Annotated in this window: 20 protein-coding genes and 1 pseudogene; 9 read left to right on the top strand and 12 right to left on the bottom strand. The window is 65.5% G+C overall.

Annotation, left to right across the window (positions count from 1 at the left end):
• The 5 genes from JOY90_RS35205 to JOY90_RS35225 form a co-directional block, all read right to left on the bottom strand.
• The coding region (locus JOY90_RS35205; RefSeq protein ID WP_291695691.1) for an amidohydrolase family protein at positions 1 to 945 on the bottom strand (945 nt) is incomplete at its 3' end.
• Entirely contained in the window at positions 942 to 1,301 is a 360-nt protein-coding gene (locus tag JOY90_RS35210; protein ID WP_291695692.1) for a hypothetical protein, read from the bottom strand. The genes JOY90_RS35210 and JOY90_RS35205, both read right to left, overlap by 4 nt.
• Positions 1,288 to 1,719 (bottom strand): Rieske 2Fe-2S domain-containing protein, encoded by a 432-nt coding sequence (locus JOY90_RS35215; protein ID WP_291695693.1) that lies wholly within the window; start codon positions 1,717 to 1,719, stop codon positions 1,288 to 1,290. The genes JOY90_RS35210 and JOY90_RS35215 overlap by 14 nt, the downstream gene beginning before the upstream one ends.
• Positions 1,720 to 1,752: 33 nt before the next feature.
• Positions 1,753 to 1,914 (bottom strand): hypothetical protein, encoded by a 162-nt coding sequence (locus JOY90_RS35220; RefSeq protein ID WP_291695694.1) that lies wholly within the window; start codon positions 1,912 to 1,914, stop codon positions 1,753 to 1,755.
• 105 nt (positions 1,915 to 2,019) lie between these two features.
• Complete coding sequence (locus JOY90_RS35225) at positions 2,020 to 2,373, bottom strand: PilZ domain-containing protein (RefSeq protein ID WP_291695695.1); 354 nt, start codon at positions 2,371 to 2,373, stop codon at positions 2,020 to 2,022.
• A gap of 173 nt (positions 2,374 to 2,546) precedes the next feature.
• On the opposite strand from JOY90_RS35225, the gene JOY90_RS35230 reads away from it, so the two are divergent.
• The gene (locus tag JOY90_RS35230; RefSeq protein ID WP_291695696.1) at positions 2,547 to 3,503 is read left to right on the top strand and encodes a lytic transglycosylase domain-containing protein; all 957 of its coding nucleotides are present in this window, start codon (positions 2,547 to 2,549) and stop codon (positions 3,501 to 3,503) included.
• Positions 3,504 to 3,511: 8 nt separating this feature from the next.
• On the opposite strand, the gene JOY90_RS35235 is transcribed toward JOY90_RS35230, so the two are convergent.
• Positions 3,512 to 4,468 (bottom strand): helix-turn-helix domain-containing protein, encoded by a 957-nt coding sequence (locus JOY90_RS35235; RefSeq protein WP_291695697.1) that lies wholly within the window; start codon positions 4,466 to 4,468, stop codon positions 3,512 to 3,514.
• A gap of 222 nt (positions 4,469 to 4,690) precedes the next feature.
• On the opposite strand from JOY90_RS35235, the gene JOY90_RS35240 reads away from it, so the two are divergent.
• The 5 genes and pseudogenes from JOY90_RS35240 to tsaA all read left to right on the top strand — a co-directional run bounded on the left by JOY90_RS35240 (position 4,691) and on the right by tsaA (position 8,844).
• Positions 4,691 to 5,707: a carbon-nitrogen hydrolase family protein gene (locus JOY90_RS35240; RefSeq protein WP_291695698.1), complete on the top strand. Its 1,017-nt coding sequence runs from the start codon at positions 4,691 to 4,693 to the stop codon at positions 5,705 to 5,707.
• A gap of 27 nt (positions 5,708 to 5,734) precedes the next feature.
• Positions 5,735 to 6,775: a phenylacetaldoxime dehydratase family protein gene (locus tag JOY90_RS35245; RefSeq protein WP_291695723.1), complete on the top strand. Its 1,041-nt coding sequence runs from the start codon at positions 5,735 to 5,737 to the stop codon at positions 6,773 to 6,775.
• Positions 6,776 to 7,025: 250 nt separating this feature from the next.
• A pseudogene (locus JOY90_RS35250) lies at positions 7,026 to 7,299 on the top strand (AzlD domain-containing protein).
• 69 nt (positions 7,300 to 7,368) lie between these two features.
• Complete coding sequence (locus tag JOY90_RS35255) at positions 7,369 to 8,349, top strand: tripartite tricarboxylate transporter substrate binding protein (RefSeq protein WP_291695699.1); 981 nt, start codon at positions 7,369 to 7,371, stop codon at positions 8,347 to 8,349.
• 3 nt (positions 8,350 to 8,352) lie between these two features.
• Positions 8,353 to 8,844, top strand: coding sequence for a tRNA (N6-threonylcarbamoyladenosine(37)-N6)-methyltransferase TrmO (gene tsaA, locus JOY90_RS35260; protein ID WP_291695700.1), 492 nt, complete (start codon positions 8,353 to 8,355; stop codon positions 8,842 to 8,844).
• A 6-nt stretch (positions 8,845 to 8,850) separates the two neighbouring features.
• Here the strand turns inward: tsaA and JOY90_RS35265 are convergent, their stop codons facing one another.
• From JOY90_RS35265 to JOY90_RS35280, 4 genes are all read right to left on the bottom strand, one after another.
• A complete protein-coding gene (locus tag JOY90_RS35265; protein WP_291695701.1) occupies positions 8,851 to 9,285 on the bottom strand; it encodes an HIT family protein in 435 nt (144 codons plus the stop codon).
• Between the two features lie 50 nt (positions 9,286 to 9,335).
• Positions 9,336 to 10,568, bottom strand: coding sequence for a GNAT family N-acetyltransferase (locus JOY90_RS35270; RefSeq protein ID WP_291695702.1), 1,233 nt, complete (start codon positions 10,566 to 10,568; stop codon positions 9,336 to 9,338).
• Positions 10,569 to 10,636: 68 nt separating this feature from the next.
• Entirely contained in the window at positions 10,637 to 11,389 is a 753-nt protein-coding gene (locus JOY90_RS35275) for a glycerophosphodiester phosphodiesterase family protein (RefSeq protein WP_291695724.1), read from the bottom strand.
• Between the two features lie 18 nt (positions 11,390 to 11,407).
• On the bottom strand, positions 11,408 to 11,875 hold the full coding sequence (locus JOY90_RS35280; protein WP_291695703.1) for a RidA family protein: 468 nt from the start codon (positions 11,873 to 11,875) through the stop codon (positions 11,408 to 11,410).
• Between the two features lie 216 nt (positions 11,876 to 12,091).
• On the opposite strand from JOY90_RS35280, the gene JOY90_RS35285 reads away from it, so the two are divergent.
• Entirely contained in the window at positions 12,092 to 12,946 is an 855-nt protein-coding gene (locus JOY90_RS35285; RefSeq protein WP_291695704.1) for a cell envelope integrity EipB family protein, read from the top strand.
• Positions 12,947 to 13,085: 139 nt separating this feature from the next.
• Here JOY90_RS35285 and JOY90_RS35290 read toward each other — a convergent pair whose 3' ends face one another.
• Together JOY90_RS35290 and JOY90_RS35295 are read right to left on the bottom strand one after the other, a co-directional pair.
• Positions 13,086 to 14,390, bottom strand: coding sequence for a DNA polymerase IV (locus JOY90_RS35290; protein ID WP_291695705.1), 1,305 nt, complete (start codon positions 14,388 to 14,390; stop codon positions 13,086 to 13,088).
• Complete coding sequence (locus JOY90_RS35295) at positions 14,387 to 14,686, bottom strand: DUF3572 domain-containing protein (RefSeq protein WP_291695706.1); 300 nt, start codon at positions 14,684 to 14,686, stop codon at positions 14,387 to 14,389. The genes JOY90_RS35290 and JOY90_RS35295 overlap by 4 nt, the downstream gene beginning before the upstream one ends.
• A gap of 229 nt (positions 14,687 to 14,915) precedes the next feature.
• Between JOY90_RS35295 and JOY90_RS35300 the strand changes: the two genes are divergently transcribed.
• A complete protein-coding gene (locus JOY90_RS35300) occupies positions 14,916 to 15,281 on the top strand; it encodes a response regulator (protein ID WP_291695707.1) in 366 nt (121 codons plus the stop codon).
• A 12-nt stretch (positions 15,282 to 15,293) separates the two neighbouring features.
• On the top strand, positions 15,294 to 16,667 hold the full coding sequence (locus JOY90_RS35305) for a PleD family two-component system response regulator (protein WP_291695708.1): 1,374 nt from the start codon (positions 15,294 to 15,296) through the stop codon (positions 16,665 to 16,667).
• The last annotated feature ends 296 nt before the right edge of the window (positions 16,668 to 16,963 follow it).

Below are 16,963 nucleotides of genomic sequence, written 5' to 3' on the forward strand. Positions count from 1 at the left end.
CGAGGGACGCATCAAAAACTGGTCGTCGAGCCGCTGCATCAGGAACGGCACCCAGGCCAGTCCGCTTTCCACCCAGACCGACTTCAGTTTCGGGAAACGTTCGGGGATCCCGTTCAGGATCCAGTTGGTCATGTGCACCATGTTGCACCAGACGAAGCCCAACGCATGCATGCCGATAAATCGGTTCACGGTCGCGAGCGAAGGGTCCTGCCAGTGATAGCCGGCATGGAATGCCAAGGGCTTGCCGCGTTCCTCGATCATCGCATAGAGCCGCATATACTCATTGTGGTGCACCGCCTTGTAGCGCGTGCTGGTGACGCAGAAGCCGATGACGCCCTTCTTGTCGCACAACTCCTCGACCGTTCGCTCGGCCTCCTTTGGCGTGTTGAACGGCAGATAGACCAGGGATTTGATCCGGTCGTCCTCGGCGAGGATGCGCTCGATGAGCCAGCGGTTGTAGGCGCGGCCGAGCCATGTCTCCATCTCCGGCTGCGGATGCATGCCGAGAAACAGCATCGGCGTCGGGAACACCACCATGTTGTCGACGCCGAGCGAATCCATCGCCCGGCGCGTCAGGACGACGTCGCGGTGGACGCCGGTCTCCTCCACGATCTCGCGCTGGCCATCCTGGTGTGTGATGCGCCCGCCGACGGACTGGTAGCGAAGCCCGAGGTCGCCGTTGAGGCCGTAGGGCGGTGCCGCGACGCGCTCGGCCTGAAACCGGATCGCGTTGTCGCGCACGACCGGATCCTCGATATAGGTGACGATCTCCTTCCAGGAGACGGTCTCGACGTGGTGGGCGTCGATGTCGCAGACGAACCAGTCCTGCAGGCCGCGCTTGATCGCGTTGCGCCGGGCCAGCGCCAGGACGTCGCGGGTGTCGGTATGGACGGTGATCTCCTGCGTCGGCGCATAATGCGGCCCGATTCTGCCCTGGATGTTCATGGCCGTTCTCCCGTGGAAGTGATGTCCTCGTCCGGGCGGCGCCGATACCAGAGCGCCAGCTCCATCGGACCGAGGTGCAGCGCGCGCAGCATTTCGGAGACGGCCGACAGCAGTTCGGTCGGCGTCATCTCGCTGTCGCGCTGGCCGGCGATCGGCGAGAATGTGCGCTCCTCGCCATCGCTCTTGGCGACATAGAGCCGGATCGCGGCGGTCAGGATCTGCGCCACGGCTTCATCGGAGACCCGGCTGGCCTCGTTGCTCTCGACCAGCTCGCGCGAGGTGCGCAACAGCTCGGGCGCCATGGCGTCGATCCAGCCATAGGCATCGTTCCTGCGCTCGCCCTCAGGTCCGAACATAGATTTCGCCTTCCCGGATCACGAGCTCCGCCTTGCGCAACCGGATGCGCGGATTGCCTTGGTGACAACCCGTCTTGATGCTGTACTCGTAGCCGTGCCAGGGGCAGATGATGTGGGTCTCGGCCGGATCATATTGCTGGGTGCGGACGGTGCGGTCCTCCGCGACCGGCTCGATCACGCGCTGCATGATGCGGCCCTGGCACACCGGGCCGGCGCGATGGGCGCAGCGATTGTGCCATGCGAAAAAATCGCCATCGATCCGGAAGACGCCGATCTCGAACTCGCCGCATTCGACCACCTTGCGGTCGCCGTCGGCGTAGTCGGTCACTTTCCCCGCGGAATATTCCGGCATGGGCCACCACATGGTCGAGGAGCCGCGCAGATGGAAAGAATGCGGTCCCGATCGCAGCGATGTCAATCCGAAACGTCCGAAGCTGGATGTGCTGCGGCATCACCAGCGCAAGCTGTCCTTTCCGTACAGGTAGATTGCAATGAGGCCGATGGTCACCGCAACCGACGCCATCAGGATGATCCGATTCCAGTTGGGCCGCTGCCGACGGGATCCGCCGAGCGTGAAGATCGCAAACAGGGCCTTCGGACCCAATCTCGGCATTGGCAGCGTCCCGACCTGATCTCACGAGAACTATCATGAGCGGCGGGACGCTGTTTGAGAAAGGTCAAGCGATCCGAGGCGAGCATCGCTCTTTCGCAGGCAGGCTCAGTCTTCGCCGAGCAGCTCGTTGACCCGGCGTTGCAGCTCGCGCTTCTTCTTTTCGCTCTGGCGCAGGCGCGATGCGATGTCACTTGGCCGAGGCTCCGTCGCCATCGGGCGCAACGCGAGGCCGATCCGGTTGGCCTTCTGCCAGACGATTCGGGCCAGATAGGAGCGGCCCTTGCGGGCGATGGTCAGGTGCATCTCCTCGGGCAATGTGGTGGGTGCCTCGAGCTCGATGCAGGCGCCGTCCGCGCTGAAATTACGTACCACGCAGTTGACCGTGGCGCCGAGACCGTTGGTCCTGGTCACGGCCCCGAGAAGCACCTTGTCCCGCGCGCTTTGGCGCCGATCCTGCATCGATGTATGTCCGCCGAAATGACATTGCCGGTTTCACCAATTCTATGCCGCTTCCGGTCCGAAGGAAGATACATATCATGAGGATATGGCGTTAAGGTAAATCATGCCTTCGCGAATTGTGCCTTCATGGCAACCATTCGGGAACCAGCGGTACGGTGCGGGCTTTGGTCAGTATGCGTGCCTTGCCTCTCCTTGCGATCACGGCCATCTGCCTGCGTGTCGCATCCGCGTGGGCCGATCAGCTTTCGCCCGCGCTCAAGGACGCTGTCGCCCGTCCATTCGTCGCGGAATCGGCTGCGACCAACGCGGCGGACAAGGACAGCGACACCCGCGAAGCGATTTGCCTGATGGTGGAATCGGCAGCCAGGGCCAATGATCTGCCGCTCGAATTCTTCGCGCGCGTGATCTGGCAGGAGAGCCGCTTCCAGTCCGATGCGGTCGGGCCGGTCACCCGCAGCGGCGCGCGGGCGCAGGGCATCGCGCAGTTCATGCCGGGCACGGCGAGCGAGCGGCGGCTGCTCGATCCCTTCGATCCCGTCCAGGCGCTGCCGAAGGCCGCGGAATTCCTGGCCGAGCTGCGCGGCCAGTTCGGCAATCTCGGGCTTGCCGCTGCGGCCTACAATGCAGGTCCGCGGCGGGTGCAGGACTGGCTCGCGGGCACCGGGGGAATGCCGCAGGAAACCCGCAACTATGTCGCCGCCATCACCGGCTCGACGGTGGACGAGTGGGCCAAGGCCGAGAAGCGCGGCAACACGCGCGAGAGCGCGCCGCCGACCTCGTGCCGGGACCTGGTGGCGCTCCTGAAGCGCGCGCCCAATCCGTTCGTCACCCAGCTTGAGCAGCACGTCCAGCTCTCCGCCGCCAAGCTCTGGGGCGTGCAGCTCGCCGCGGGCTTCGACCGCAACAGGGCGCTCGCGATGTATGCGCGGGCGATGAAAGGCCTGCAGGCGGTGATCGGCGGCCGCGACCCGAGCCTGCTCGCCACCAGCCTGCGCAGCCGCGGCACGCGCACCTTCTACCAGGTACGGATCGGCGCCGACACGCGGCCCGAAGCCGATGATCTCTGCACCCGCATCCGCCGCGCCGGCGGCGCCTGCTTCGTGCTGCGCAACATGGGCGCGCGACGGTAGGCTCTCGTTCAATGCGGCATCCGGCTCTGCCGGAAGTCGCGCGGTGAGGTGCCAAAATGCTCGCGGAAGACGCGGCCGAAATGCGAGAGGTCGTTGAAGCCCCAGGCAAAGGCGATCTCGCCGATTTGGCGATGCGCAAGCATTGGCGAGGCGAGGTCGCGCTTGCAGCGCGCGAGGCGCTCGGCCAGCAGGTAGCGCTGGAACGAGGTTTGCTCGTCGGCCAGGAGATCGTTGACGTAGCGCACTGAGATGCCAAGCGCCGCCGCGGTCTCGGGCAGCGACAGATCGGGATCGGCGAGGCGGGCGCGTATGTGGGCTTTCAGCCGGTAGCGCAGCGCCGAGCGATGCGTCGAGGAGGGCAGTGACGTCTTGCCCAGCCGTTCGCTCAGCGCCATGGCGAGGAGATCGACCGCCTGCTCGGAGAGGGCGACGGCATGCTCCGGTCCGATCTGATCGGCGCTGTGGCAGAGCTGGAAGATGAAGTCGTAGGCGAGCCGCTCGAGCGCGACGTCCGCACCGAACGCCCTGGCCGTCAGGGCTTCGGTATCACCCAGCCGACGTTGCAGCATCTCGCGCGGCACCTTGAAGATCGTCTGCGTGAACGCAGCATCGAAGCTGAGCTGATAGGGACGCGTCGTATCGTAGAGCGCGAACTCGCCGGGACGAATCGAGGTTTCGCGACCGTCCTGCACGACGCCACCGACGCCGCGGTTGCCGAGTGCGATCAGCACGAAATCCTGGTCGGAGCGGGCTATTCGCGACGGCGTCCGAAAAACGTGCTGGCGGTCCGAGCAGACGTCGGAGCAGACGGCCTTGCCGAGAGAAGCCTGCGTGACCGAGCCGTGGAATGCGTTGCCGAGGTCGGACTTGCAGTCGAGCTCGACGAACACGTCGCAGACGATGTCCTGCCAAAGCGCCAGGCGCCGGTATCCAGGACTGCCATCGGTCGAAAACTGGATCGGCATCAGTGAGCTTTCCTCCCGCATCCCTTGTACGCGAACCTGCCCCCCTCATTGGAGGCAAGTCTCGTACCGGCCTCGTGATGCCCGCCCGGTCGATTTTTTGTTCCGTTGCGGTCGAGCGCCAGTTGCTCGTCTTTGGTCAAATAGACTGCATCGGACGCGAAATCCGATCAACCGGAAAGGGATCGATCGGGTTCATTCGGGCGGATCGCAACGGAGGCGGCAATGGGCATCGAACATCCGAAATACAGGGTTGCCGTGGTGCAGGCGGCACCGGCCTGGCTCGATCTCGACACATCGATCGCCAAGACGATCGCGCTGATCGAGGAGGCCGCACAAAAGGGCGCCAAGCTGATCGCCTTTCCGGAGGTCTTCATCCCCGGCTATCCCTGGCACATCTGGCTGGACTCGCCGGCCTGGGCGATCGGCCGCGGCTTTGTGCAGCGCTATTTCGACAATTCGCTCGCCTACGACAGCCGGGAGGCCGACAGGCTTCGCGAAGCCGTCCGCAAGGCTGGGCTCACCGCGGTGATCGGCCTGTCCGAGCGCGACGGCGGCAGCCTCTACATCGCGCAATGGCTGCTCGGGCCCGACGGCGAGACCATCGCCCGTCGCCGCAAGCTCAGGCCGACCCATGCCGAGCGGACCGTCTATGGCGAGGGCGACGGCAGCGATCTCGCCGTGCACGATCGTCCCGACATCGGACGGCTGGGCGCGCTGTGCTGCTGGGAGCATCTGCAGCCGCTGTCGAAATACGCCATGTACGCCCAGAACGAGCAGGTGCATGTGGCCTCGTGGCCGAGCTTCTCGCTCTATGATCCCTTCGCGCCGGCGCTGGGCGCCGAGGTCAACAATGCCGCTTCCCGGGTCTATGCCGTGGAGGGCTCCTGCTTCGTGCTGGCACCGTGCGCGACCGTGTCGCAGGCGATGATCGACGAGCTCTGCGACCGTCCCGACAAGCACGCACTGCTGCATGTCGGCGGCGGCTTTGCCGCGATCTATGGCCCGGACGGCAGCCAGATCGGCGACAAACTGCCGCCGGACCAGGAGGGCCTGCTGATTGCGGAGATCGACCTCGGCGCGATCGGCGTCGCCAAGAATGCCGCCGATCCCGCCGGGCACTATTCGCGCCCCGATGTGACGCGGCTGCTGTTCAACAACAAGCCGTCCAGGCGCGTCGAGCCGTTTGCGCTGCCGGTCGACACCGCCGAACCCGTGGAGATTGCGGCGGCGGCGAGCTGACGCTGTCCGGCACGGGAGGGTATGATGATGGAGTCCGCGATTCCCCTGCATCTCGAAACGACGCGGTCGCGCCACAAGCGCGTGCCGTCGGACTACGTACCGCCATATCCGTCGTTCGTGGCGCGCTACAAGCCCGCGGTCAACCGCGTCGTGATGGCCTATTTCGGCCTGCAATATCGCGGTGCGGCGCCCGCGGCCGTCGCCGGCGCGCTGGCGCGCATCGCCGAGCGCTTCGCGGCGGCCGATGGTCCCTCGTACTGGGATCGCGCGCAGTATGTCGACCAGGCCGGCTTTTCCAACGTGATTTCGGTCGGCTATTGGTCCGACGTTGCAAGCTTCGATGCCTGGCTCGGGCCGGCGCGTGAAGACTGGACCGGCAAGGATTGCGAAGGCGTGGGCACCTTCATCGAGGCGCTGCGGCCGACTGTCGGGCGCTTCGAGACGCTGTTCTCGTCGCTCGGTCGGCCCGAGGGCGTTGCCGTCATCGGCGATGGCATGAGCGGTGAGGTGCAGGAGCATGCCTATTGGGGTGGGATGCGCGACCGCATTCCCCTGTCGCAGACGGACGAGATGGCACCCGGCGGCAGGCCTGAACTGGTCCGTCACGGTGCGCGGCTCATCGTCAAGGCACATGACAATCTGTGCCTGATCCGCTCCGGCCAGGACTGGAGCGATACCGAGGCGTCCGAGCGAAAGCTCTATCTGGAGGACGTCGAGCCGGTACTGCACGAAGGCATGGATTTCCTGCGCGACGAGGGTGTCGGCATCGGCTGCTACGCCAACCGCTACATGCGTGTGCTGGATGCCGACGGCGCGCCGACCGAAAAGTCCTACGGCCAGAGCTGGTGGAAGAGCCTTGCGGCATTGGAGCGCTGGGCCGAATCCCATCCGACCCATGTCAGGATATTTGGCGCGGCGATGAAGTATCTCTCGACGCTCGGGCCGGCGGCCAGGCTTCGCTTGTACCACGAGGTCACCGTGGCCGCGGCGGAGGAGCAGTTCTTCGAATATTTGAACTGTCATCCGAAGACCGGAATGCTGGCCGCCGTCGAAACGGTCGGAGCCTGAGGACCTGCCCCATGTGCCGCGCGAGCGGCGCGTCGGCTTCGTCCATGGGCTGGGCTCCGGATTGCTGTGCGTCGCCCTGGTCGCGACCGTGCTCGGCTATGAGCTTGCGGCCAATCTTTCGGAGACGCTTGGCGCGGCGATCCTGCTGCTGACGCCGCTGTCGTTCCTGCTCTCGACGTTGCGCAACTCGCGCGAGCTCGCCGACGTACTGGCGCTGGTGCTGGGGCTCGCATTCTACCCGCTCGCCTCGCTGCTCGACAGCGGTCTCGACATCCTCCTGAGCGGGGGTGGCGGCGGGCACCATCGCCATGTGGGTCAAGGCGGTGGCGACCGCTATTCTCGCCGGCGTCATCGCGCAGATCCTGGTGCAGCCTCCGGGTGCGCTCGCGAGCGTGCCGTGGCTCCTGCGCTATGGCGCGGTGCTCGCGGGATTTATCGCCTTCCTGTTGGCACGGCGCTCGATCTTTGCCGGCGCGTTCTGCGGCGAGCTCGTGATGCTCGCCGCAAAATGGGCCCTCGGCTAGCGCCGTCGCAATTGCAGGCGCGCGCGTTTCCGCTAGGGTGAGCCAACAACAAGAACCAGGGGAAACGTCATGCGTCAGAAATGCGCACTCGTCAGCGCTCTCGCACTCGCCATCGCGCTGGCGGGGATGCCGGGCCTCCGCGCCGCCGACTATCCGAACCGGCCGGTCCGGCTCATCGTGCCTTATGCCGCCGGCGGCCCAACCGACCTGTTCGCGCGGCTGCTGGCCGACTTTCTCAGCAGGGACCTCAAGCAGTCGGTGATCGTCGAGAACAAGGGCGGCGCGCAAGGCGCCATCGGCGCCGAGACGGTGGCGCGCTCCGAGCCTGATGGTTACACTCTGTTCGCGACCTCCGGCTCGGTCCTGCTGCTCAATCCGCTGCTCTACAAGAAGCTGTCCTACGACCCGGCCAAGGACTTCCGGATGCTGGCGCTGGTGACGGCGGTGCCGGTCATCATGTGCGTCAATCCGTCGGTGCCGGCCCGGACCGTCGCGGAATTCGTCGCCTACGCCAGGCAGAATCCGGGGAAGGTCAATTTCGGTTCGTCCGGAACGGGGAGCTTCACGCATCTTGCCGGCGAGATGTTCAAGCAGATGGCCGGGATCGATATATCCCATGTCCCCTACCGGGGCGCGGCTCCGGCGCTGCAGGACGTCATGTCCGGCAACCTCCAGCTCATGTTCGAATCCGTGAGCCTCTCGCTCCCGCAGGTGCGCGCCGGAAAATTGCGGGCGCTCGGCATCAGCTCGACACAGCGGATTCCGGACCTCCCCGATCTTCCGACCATTGCGGAGAGCGGTTATCCCGATTACCTCGTCAGCGTCTGGAACGGGGTTGCCGGTCCGGCGGCCATGCCGGATGATGTGGTGCGGGTTTTGACCGAGAGCCTCAATCGGGCGCTGAGTGACGAGGGGCTTCGGGCCTCGATGGAGAAGGCCGGCTACTCGGTGTTCCGCCCGCTGAGCGCTGCGGGAATCGCGGAATTCGTCGAGGCCGATCGCGCGCGATGGTCGGGCGTGATCAAGGCCCAGAATATCACGCTGGATTGACGCATGGTACGAGAGAACGAAGTCCGCGAGGGCGAGCTGGAAGTGGAGATGCCGGAGGCCGATGACGCCGGCCTCGTCTTCATCGGCCGCATCCGCACGCCCTGGACCTCGCGATTGGAGACGCCACGGCAGGGCCGCCACGACGGGCCGATCTGCCGGCTCGAGGTGTTCGAGCCGTGGCTGCCGGCGCTGAAGGGCGTCGATTTCTACTCCAATCTCGAAGTGATCTACTGGCTGCATCGGTCGCGGCGCAACCTCGTGCTGCAGAGCCCGAAGAACAACGGCGCGACGCGCGGCACCTTCTCGCTGCGCTCGCCGGTGCGGCCGAACCCGATCGCGACCTCGATCGTGAAATTCGTCGCCATCGAAGGCAACACCGTGCTGGTGCGCGGGATGGACTGCCTCGATGGCACGCCGCTGCTCGACATCAAGCCCGACCGCTGCGAGTTCACGCCGCTCGCCCCGCCGCAGCCCGGCGATTTCCAGACGGAGTGATGGTGCTCAGCGTGATGCGTCTTTCAACACCGCGGCGAGCTTGGTCGCATTGCTCTCCAGCACCTTGACGTCCTCCTTGCGGCTCGCCGGCGGCAGCAGCGCGACGCCGTCATGGCGCGGCATCACGTGGACATGCAGGTGAAACACCACCTGGCCGCCGGCGGTCTCGTTGAACTGCTGGACGGTGACGCCGTCGGCCTCGAACGCCTTCTTGACGACGGCGGCGATCCGGTGCGTCGCACGCGCGACATGCAGATAGTCCTCGATCTTGATGTCGAGGATGTTGCGGGCAGCCGCCTTGGGGATCACCAGCGTGTGGCCGGGCGCCCGCGGCATGATGTCGAGGAAGGCCAGCACATGCTCGTCCTCATAGACCTTGTGGCAGGGCAATTCGCCGCGCAGGATTTTTGCGAAGATGTTGTTGTTGTCATAGGCGGTCATGACGTCTCCTCACATTTCCCAGCGCTTTTGCAGTGTTTCGTCGCGCGTGGTCAAGACGCCTCGTCGTTTTCCGCCACCTTGCGGAACGGTGCGGCCTCGGTGAGCTCGCGGCCGGCTTCGGCGACATAGGCGCGCTCGCGCTTGAGATAATCGGCGATCGCGCGGCGCAGTCCGGGATCGGCGATGTAGTGCGCCGAGTAGGTGGTCTGCGGCAGGTAGCCGCGCGCGATCTTGTGCTCGCCCTGCGCGCCGGCCTCGACCACCTCGAGCCGATGGCGAATCGCGAAATCGATTGCCTGATAGTAGCAGACCTCGAAATGCAGGAACGGATGGTGCTCGACCGCGCCCCAATGCCGGCCGAACAGCGTGTCCGAGCCGATGAAGTTGATGGCGCCGGCGATCCAACGGCCATTGCGCTTGGCCATCACCAGGAGCACGTCCTTGGCCATGCTCTCGCCGATCAGCGAATAGAAGGACCGCGTGAGATAGGGCCGGCCCCATTTGCGGGAACCGGTCTCCATGTAGAAGGTGAAGAAGGCGTCCCAGGCGTCCTCGGTGATATCGGGCCCGCTCAGCCAGTGGATCGAGACGTCGGCGGCGACCGCCTCGCGCCGCTCGCGCTTGATCGCCTTGCGGTGGCGCGAATTGAGCGTCGCGAGGAAATCATCGAAAGTCGCAAAGCCCTGGTTGCGCCAGTGGAATTGCTGGTCGGTGCGCTGCAGGAAGCCGTGCTCGGCCAACAGCTTCCATTCGGCTTCCGGAGCGAACGTCACATGGGCGGAGGAGGCCTTGCTGACGCCGGTGAGCGCGACGAGCCCGCTCGCCAGCGCGCTGCCGATCTGCGCGCGGTCGGCGCCGGCGCGGATCAGGAGGCGCGGTCCGGTCGCGGGCGTGAACGGCACCGAGCATTGCAGCTTCGGGTAATAGCGGCCGCCCGCGCGCTCGTAGGCGTCGGCCCAGCCGCGGTCGAAGACATATTCTCCTTGCGAATGCGCTTTCAGATAGCAGGGAACGATGCCCTCGATCCGGTCCCCGATCTTGGCGACCAGATGACGCGGACCCCAGCCGGTGCGCGCCGCGGCCGATCCCGACTTCTCGACCGCAGAGAAAAAGGCATGCGAGACGAAGGGGTTGTAATAGGTCCTTGTCGCCGCGCAGGAGCCCGGAGGGACCAGATCAGTGAGATCACCCGCAGGCGCCGGATTGGCGCAGGCGTCCCAATCTGCCGCCGGCACGTCGCCGGCCGAGGGAACCGCTTCAAGGGTAATCTCAGAAGATGCCATCAAGAGCTTTGTAGCACTGCCTCGTCCAAACATCATGCGTCGCAGCAAGGACTTCAAGGGCGCCTCGATCAACTCTCCGGCCGGAAATCCTCGAAGATCATCTGGTCAGCGTGACGCGCCGCGCGGGCGCGCTGCTCGGGCGTTCGCACCGTCCAGGTCAGGAGCGAGCTGCCGAAGATGTGGCGCCCGATCCAGGGGGCCGCGGACGGCAGATCATCGACCCAGTAAGCCACGAAATGGGGCCAGGTGCGGAAGAAGTGACGCAGATGCGTCATCTCGTGGCGCTGGGCGGCCGACGCCTTGGGCCAGTCGGGCTCGGTATAGTCGTGCTCGGCGACGATGCCGCGCGGTCGGGACGGGATCAACTCCCGGAGCGCCACCACCTGGTCCGGATCGAAGGACATGCCGGCCGCCGGTCCGTCATAGCCCGACAGCACCTCGGCCATTCGCTTCACCAACCGGCGGTCGCCGTCGAACCGGCTCTTCACCTCGATCACCAGCGGCACCTGTCCGGCCACCAGCGCGCAGAGCTCGGCGAGCGTCATCATCCGCTCGGGCGTATCCTTGAAGGCGACCGCCTTCAGCTCTGCCGCCGTCTTGCCGTCGATCGGGCCGCTGCCTTCGGTCAGCCGGCCCAGCTCGTCGTCATGATGCACCATGACCTCGCCGTCGGCGGACAGCTGGATGTCGCATTCGATCGCGAAGCGGCCTTGGACCGCGGCGTTCGCTGCCGCCGGCATGTTCTCGATGATGCCGCGCGCCGCATCGTGCAGGCCGCGATGGGCGACCGGCCGCGCCGTCAGCCATTCCGGTGCGCGCACGCTCTCGACCTTCCGCAATCAGGACACCTCGAACACGCCCTCGACCTCGACGGCCGCATCCGCCGGCAGCGACGCGACGCCCACCGTGGTCCGGGCATGGCGTCCCTTGTCGCCGAACGTCGCCACCATCAGGTCGGAGGCGCCGTTCAGGACTTTCGGCCCGTCGAGGAAGTCCGGCGCCGAGTTGACGAAGCCGCCGAGCCGGACCACGCGTACGACCTTGTCGAGATCACCGAGCGCAGCCTTGACCTGTGCCAGCAGATTGACACCGCAGCCGCGCGCCGCCGCGGCGCCTTGCTCGACCGTGACGCCGGCGCCGAGCTTGCCCTTGGCGATCAGCTTGCCCTGCGCATCGAAGCAGACCTGGCCGGACACGAACAGCAGGTTGCCGCTGCGGACGAAGGGGACATAGTTGGCGACCGGGGCGGCCGGCTGCGGCAGCACGATGCCTTGCGCCGCCAGATTCTGTTCAACCATGCCCGCCATGTCCACCTCGCTCCTATGCTCTATTTCAGATGACCACTCGGCCTGGTTCGCGCATCGCGCCATCACATGCAAGCGAGCGGCGCGAACCTGGATGCGTCCGGCCGTGACCCTGCGTAAAATGCCTCGAATTTGCACTTTTCCGTGAAGCGGTCGCAGTTGCGACGCAATAGGCCGGTCAGTACAGTCATCGAATCTTCCCGTTATCAAGGATACACCATGGTTCACTCGTTCCGGACGTCGCTCGGTGTGCTGGCCATCGCCATGGCCGCGTGCGGACCGGCCGCGGCCGGCGCCAACGTACCGTTCCTGCCGCACCAGGCGCTGTACGAGCTGAGCCTCGTGAAATCGCGCGCATCGAACCCGATCAACAGCGCGCGCGGGCGCATCCTGTACAATTTCTCCGGCAACGCCTGCGACGGCTATACCTCGGAATTTCGGCAGGTCAGCGAGCTCGACGTCGGCGAGGGCAAAATGACCCTGAGCGACTTGCGCTCGACCTCGTGGGAGGACGGTGCCGGCAAGAGCTACCGTTTCAAGATCGATTCCCGGATGAACGATTCCGACTCGAGCCCCGTGGACGGCATCGCCGAGCGCACCGGCGACCACATCACCGTCAAGCTGAAGCAGCCGGAGAACAAGACCTTCACCATCGACGGCGATACGGTGTTTCCGACCGAGCAGATCGAGCGCATCATCGATGCGGCGAGAGCGGGAAAGTCGCTGCTCGAACTCACGGTCTATGACGGCTCCGACAATGGCCAGAAGGTCTACAACACCCTGACGGTGATCGGCCAGCCGATCGGCGGCGACAAGACCATCGCGACCCCCGATCCCGCCACCAAGAGCGACCAGATGAAGTCGCTGACGCGCTGGCCGGTCACGGTGAGCTATTACGACCGCGACGCCAAGGCCAAGGAGGGCGAGCAGACGCCGGTCTACGCGATGTCGTTTGAACTGTTCGAGAACGGCGTGTCGCGGCAGCTCGTGCTCGACTATAACGATTTCGTCATTTCCGGATCGCTCGACAAGTTCGACGTCAAGGCCGCGAGGGACGCCAAGCCTTGCCGGTGACGGCCTCCGAGAGCCATGGGGTGGGCTAAGCTTCGCCGAAGGCGAAACGTGCCTACCATCCCGAGCCGTGCTGTCGCGACAATGGTGGGCACGTCGCTGTGCGACTTTGCCTACCCTACGATTCTCGCGATGACGCTGGCTATTCATCCTCTTCATCCGCTTCCTGCGGCCCCTGATAGGCGAGCCCGCGGATCACCGCGCCTTGGCCGAACCGCTTGCGCAGGTCGTCCATGGCGCGTTCGGCATGGGCGGCGCGGCGGTCGAGCATGTCGCTGTCGGCCGCCTCCGAGGCCGGTCGCAGGGCGCTGACGCCGGCACCCATCAGGCGAAACGCGGTGCCGTCCATTTCGCGCGCCAGCATCTCGCGGCAGATCGCAAAGATTTTCGCGGCGAGCTGGGTCGGCCCGGCAATCGATTGCGAGCGCGTGCGCTGGCGGAAATCGGCGGTCTTCAATTTCAGCGTGATGGTGCAGCCGGCAAGCTCGCCGGCCTTGAGCCGTGTCGAAGTCTTCTCCGACAGCCGCCACAACACCCGCTCCAGCGTGGCGAAATCCCGGATGTCGGTCTCGAAGGTGGTCTCGCTGGAGATGGTCTTGGCGCCGCGATCGGCCACCACCTCGCGGTCGTCGATGCCGCGCGCAAGCCGCCACAGCCTGCGGCCCTCGGTCGGGAACTGCTTCATCAGCTCGATCTCGTCCGCGCGCTGCAGGTCGGCGATGATGCGGAAGCCGCGCTGGGCAAGGCGCTCCTGGGTCGCGGGTCCGACGCCGAAGATGAAGCCGACCGGCTTGTCGGCGAGCAGCGTCACCGCCTCGTCGCGGTCGAGCACCGCGAAGCCGCGCGGCTTGTCGAGGTCGGACGCGATCTTGGCGAGGAACTTGTTGCAGGACAGCCCGACCGAGACGGTGATGCCGAGCTCGCGTTCGACCTTCTGGGCAAACTGCGCCAGCACCTTCGCCGGGATCATGCCGTGGACGCGCGCGGTGCCGGTGAGGTCGAGAAATGCCTCATCGATCGACAGCGGCTCGACCAGCGGCGTCAGGGCCTGCATGGCGCTGCGCACCTCGCGGCCGACCCGGACATATTTCGCCATGTCTGGGGGGATCACGATGGCCGAGGGGCAGAGCGCCAGCGCCTTGAACATCGGCATCGCCGAGCGCACCCCATAGGTGCGGGCGATGTAGCAGGCAGCCGAGACCACCCCGCGCTTGCCGCCGCCGATGATCACCGGCCTGTCGGCGATATCGGGGTTATCCCGCTTCTCCACCGTCGCATAGAAGGCATCGCAATCGACATGGGCGAGCGCCAGCCTGGGCAGCGCCTGATGGCGGACCAGGCGGGGCGAGCCGCATTTGCCGCAGCGCTGACCCCGAACGCCCAGATCGACGAGACAGTCCCGGCAGAAGCAGGTCGGTCCGGCCGGATCTGGTGTCGGGCCGCTCACGGCACGTCGCGCTCCCAGCGCGGATCGCCGAGCGCCTCGCGCGCCGCGGCGATGTTGGTGGGATGGAGCTTCGCGCTTGCCGCGAACGCCTTGACGGTCTCGTCATCGCGCAGGATGAAATCGAGCACGTTGATCAGGAATTTCGGATCGGCAGCCGATTGCCGCAGCGTTTCCGGGCCGATTCCGGTCTCCGCCAGGAATACCCCCAAGCGCTGGGGATCGCCGGCGAGGAAGGTCAACGCCTGAACTGCAACGATTTCAGCTACTTCCCGTGGGTTTTGAACAGGCTTTTTCAAGTGGCGGTTTGCCTTTCCGTTAACTTGTGGTCTCTAATTTGTAAGACAGCATGCCCGAGTCCCGCCGTTCCGTTCAAGCAAGTGGAAACCAAGGGCCGGTATTGATCCGGGGCTTAACCGGTTGGAGCGAATCTGACGCTATTTTGAATTTAACCCGTCGGCGCTTGGGGGAGCCGTATCTGATACGGCGCAGGTGGGGCTGGCCGGCCAAGCAGTGGGAGGGGACGGGATGGCAAAAACCGTCCTGATCGTCGAGGACAACGAACTGAACATGAAGCTGTTTCGCGACCTGTTGGAAGCGCACGGCTACCACACCTCGGGCACCAGCAACGGGCACGAGGCGCTGGATCTCGTCCGCAGGATGCATCCCGATCTGATCCTGATGGACATCCAGCTTCCGCAGGTGTCCGGCCTCGAGGTGACGCGCCTGATCAAGGACGATCCGGAGCTCCGCACCATTCCGGTGGTCGCCGTCACCGCGTTTGCGATGAAGGGCGACGAGGAGCGCATCCGCGAGGGGGGTTGCGAGGCCTACCTCTCGAAGCCGATCTCGGTCGGAAAATTCATTGAAACCGTCCGCAAGTTCATCGGCTAGGGAGAGTTTTCGATGTCCGCGCGCATCCTGGTCGTCGACGACATTCCCGCCAATGTGAAGCTGTTGGAAGCGCGGCTGACGGCTGAATATTTCGACGTCCTGACCGCCGCCAGCGGCATGCAGGCGCTCCAGATCTGCGAGCGCGCGGAGTGCGACATCATCCTGCTCGACGTGATGATGCCCGACATGGACGGCTTCGAGGTCTGCCGCCGGCTGAAATCCAATCCGGCGACGCATTTCATTCCCGTGGTGATGGTGACCGCGCTCGACAGCCCGGCCGATCGGGTGCGGGGGCTCGAGGCGGGCGCCGACGATTTCCTGACCAAGCCGGTGTCCGATGTCGTGCTGATCGCGCGGGTGCGCTCGCTGACGCGGCTGAAGATGATGACCGATGAATTGCGCATGCGCGCCCTGACCTCGCTCGAGATCGGCGTGCAGGCGCCGGAACGCAGCGCGGTCGCCGACACCGGCAAAAGCGGTCGCATCCTCCTGGTCGACGACCGCCCGTCGTCCTATGAGCGGCTGGCGCCGCTGCTTGCGATCGAGCATACGGTGGACGTCGAGATCAATCCCGCGGAAGCGCTGTTCCACGCCGCCGAGGGCAATTACGACCTCTTGATCGTCTCGCTCGACCTCGACAATTTCGACGGCCTGCGGCTGTGCAGCCAGGCGCGCTCGCTGGAGCGGACGCGGCACGTGCCGATCCTGGCCATCGCCGACATCGACAACAACACCCGCCTGCTGCGCGGGCTCGAGATCGGCGTCAACGACTATTTGTTGCGGCCCGTCGACAGGAACGAACTCCTGGCGCGCGCCCGCACCCACATCCGCAAGCGCCGCTATACCGATGATCTGCGCGACAACGTGCAGCACTCGATCGAGATGGCGATCACGGACGCGCTCACCGGGCTGCACAATCGCCGCTACATGGAGAGCCATCTGGCGACGCTGGCCGAGCAGGCGTCCAGCCGCGGCAAGCCGCTCGCGCTGATGATGCTGGACATCGACTATTTCAAGTCGATCAACGACAATTACGGTCACGACGCCGGCGACGACGTGCTGCGCGAATTCGCGGTGCGCATCCGCAAATCGATCCGCGGCATCGATCTCGCCTGCCGCTACGGCGGCGAGGAATTCGTGATCGTGATGCCGGAGACCGACCTGCACGTCGCCGGCATGGTGGCGGAGAGGCTGCGGCGTTCGATCGCGGGCGAGCCGTTCTCGATCCACAAGGGCGCCAGGCAGATCGAGGTCACGATCTCGATCGGATTGTCGACGCTGGACCGCAAGGGCGAGGCGGTCGGCGACGTCCTCAAGCGCGCCGACACCGCTCTCTACCGCGCCAAGCACGACGGTCGCAACCGCGTGGTGGCCGAGGCGGCGTAGGAGTCGCGAGTCGTGGCCGTAGGGTGGGCAAAGACGCGAAGCGTCGTGCCCACCATTCTCTCCACAGCAACGCTCTGAAATGGTGGGCACGCTTCTGCCTTTGCGTGGTAGGCTTTGGTGCATGTGGCCGCTTTGCCCGCCTGCAGATCCGGACATGCCTTCGCGTTCTCGCGACGGGAATCGCCCGAGTCATCCGAAGCAAACACCCTCGAAACAGAGGAGGGCGCAGGGAAGACCGGGTATCGACCGATACCCATGGCCCCCGTGCATCAAAAAGCACGGGGCAGGAACCACAG

The sequence above is a fragment of the Bradyrhizobium sp. genome (genome assembly GCF_019242285.1).
In the GTDB taxonomy this organism is placed as follows: Bacteria; Pseudomonadota; Alphaproteobacteria; order Rhizobiales; family Xanthobacteraceae; genus Bradyrhizobium.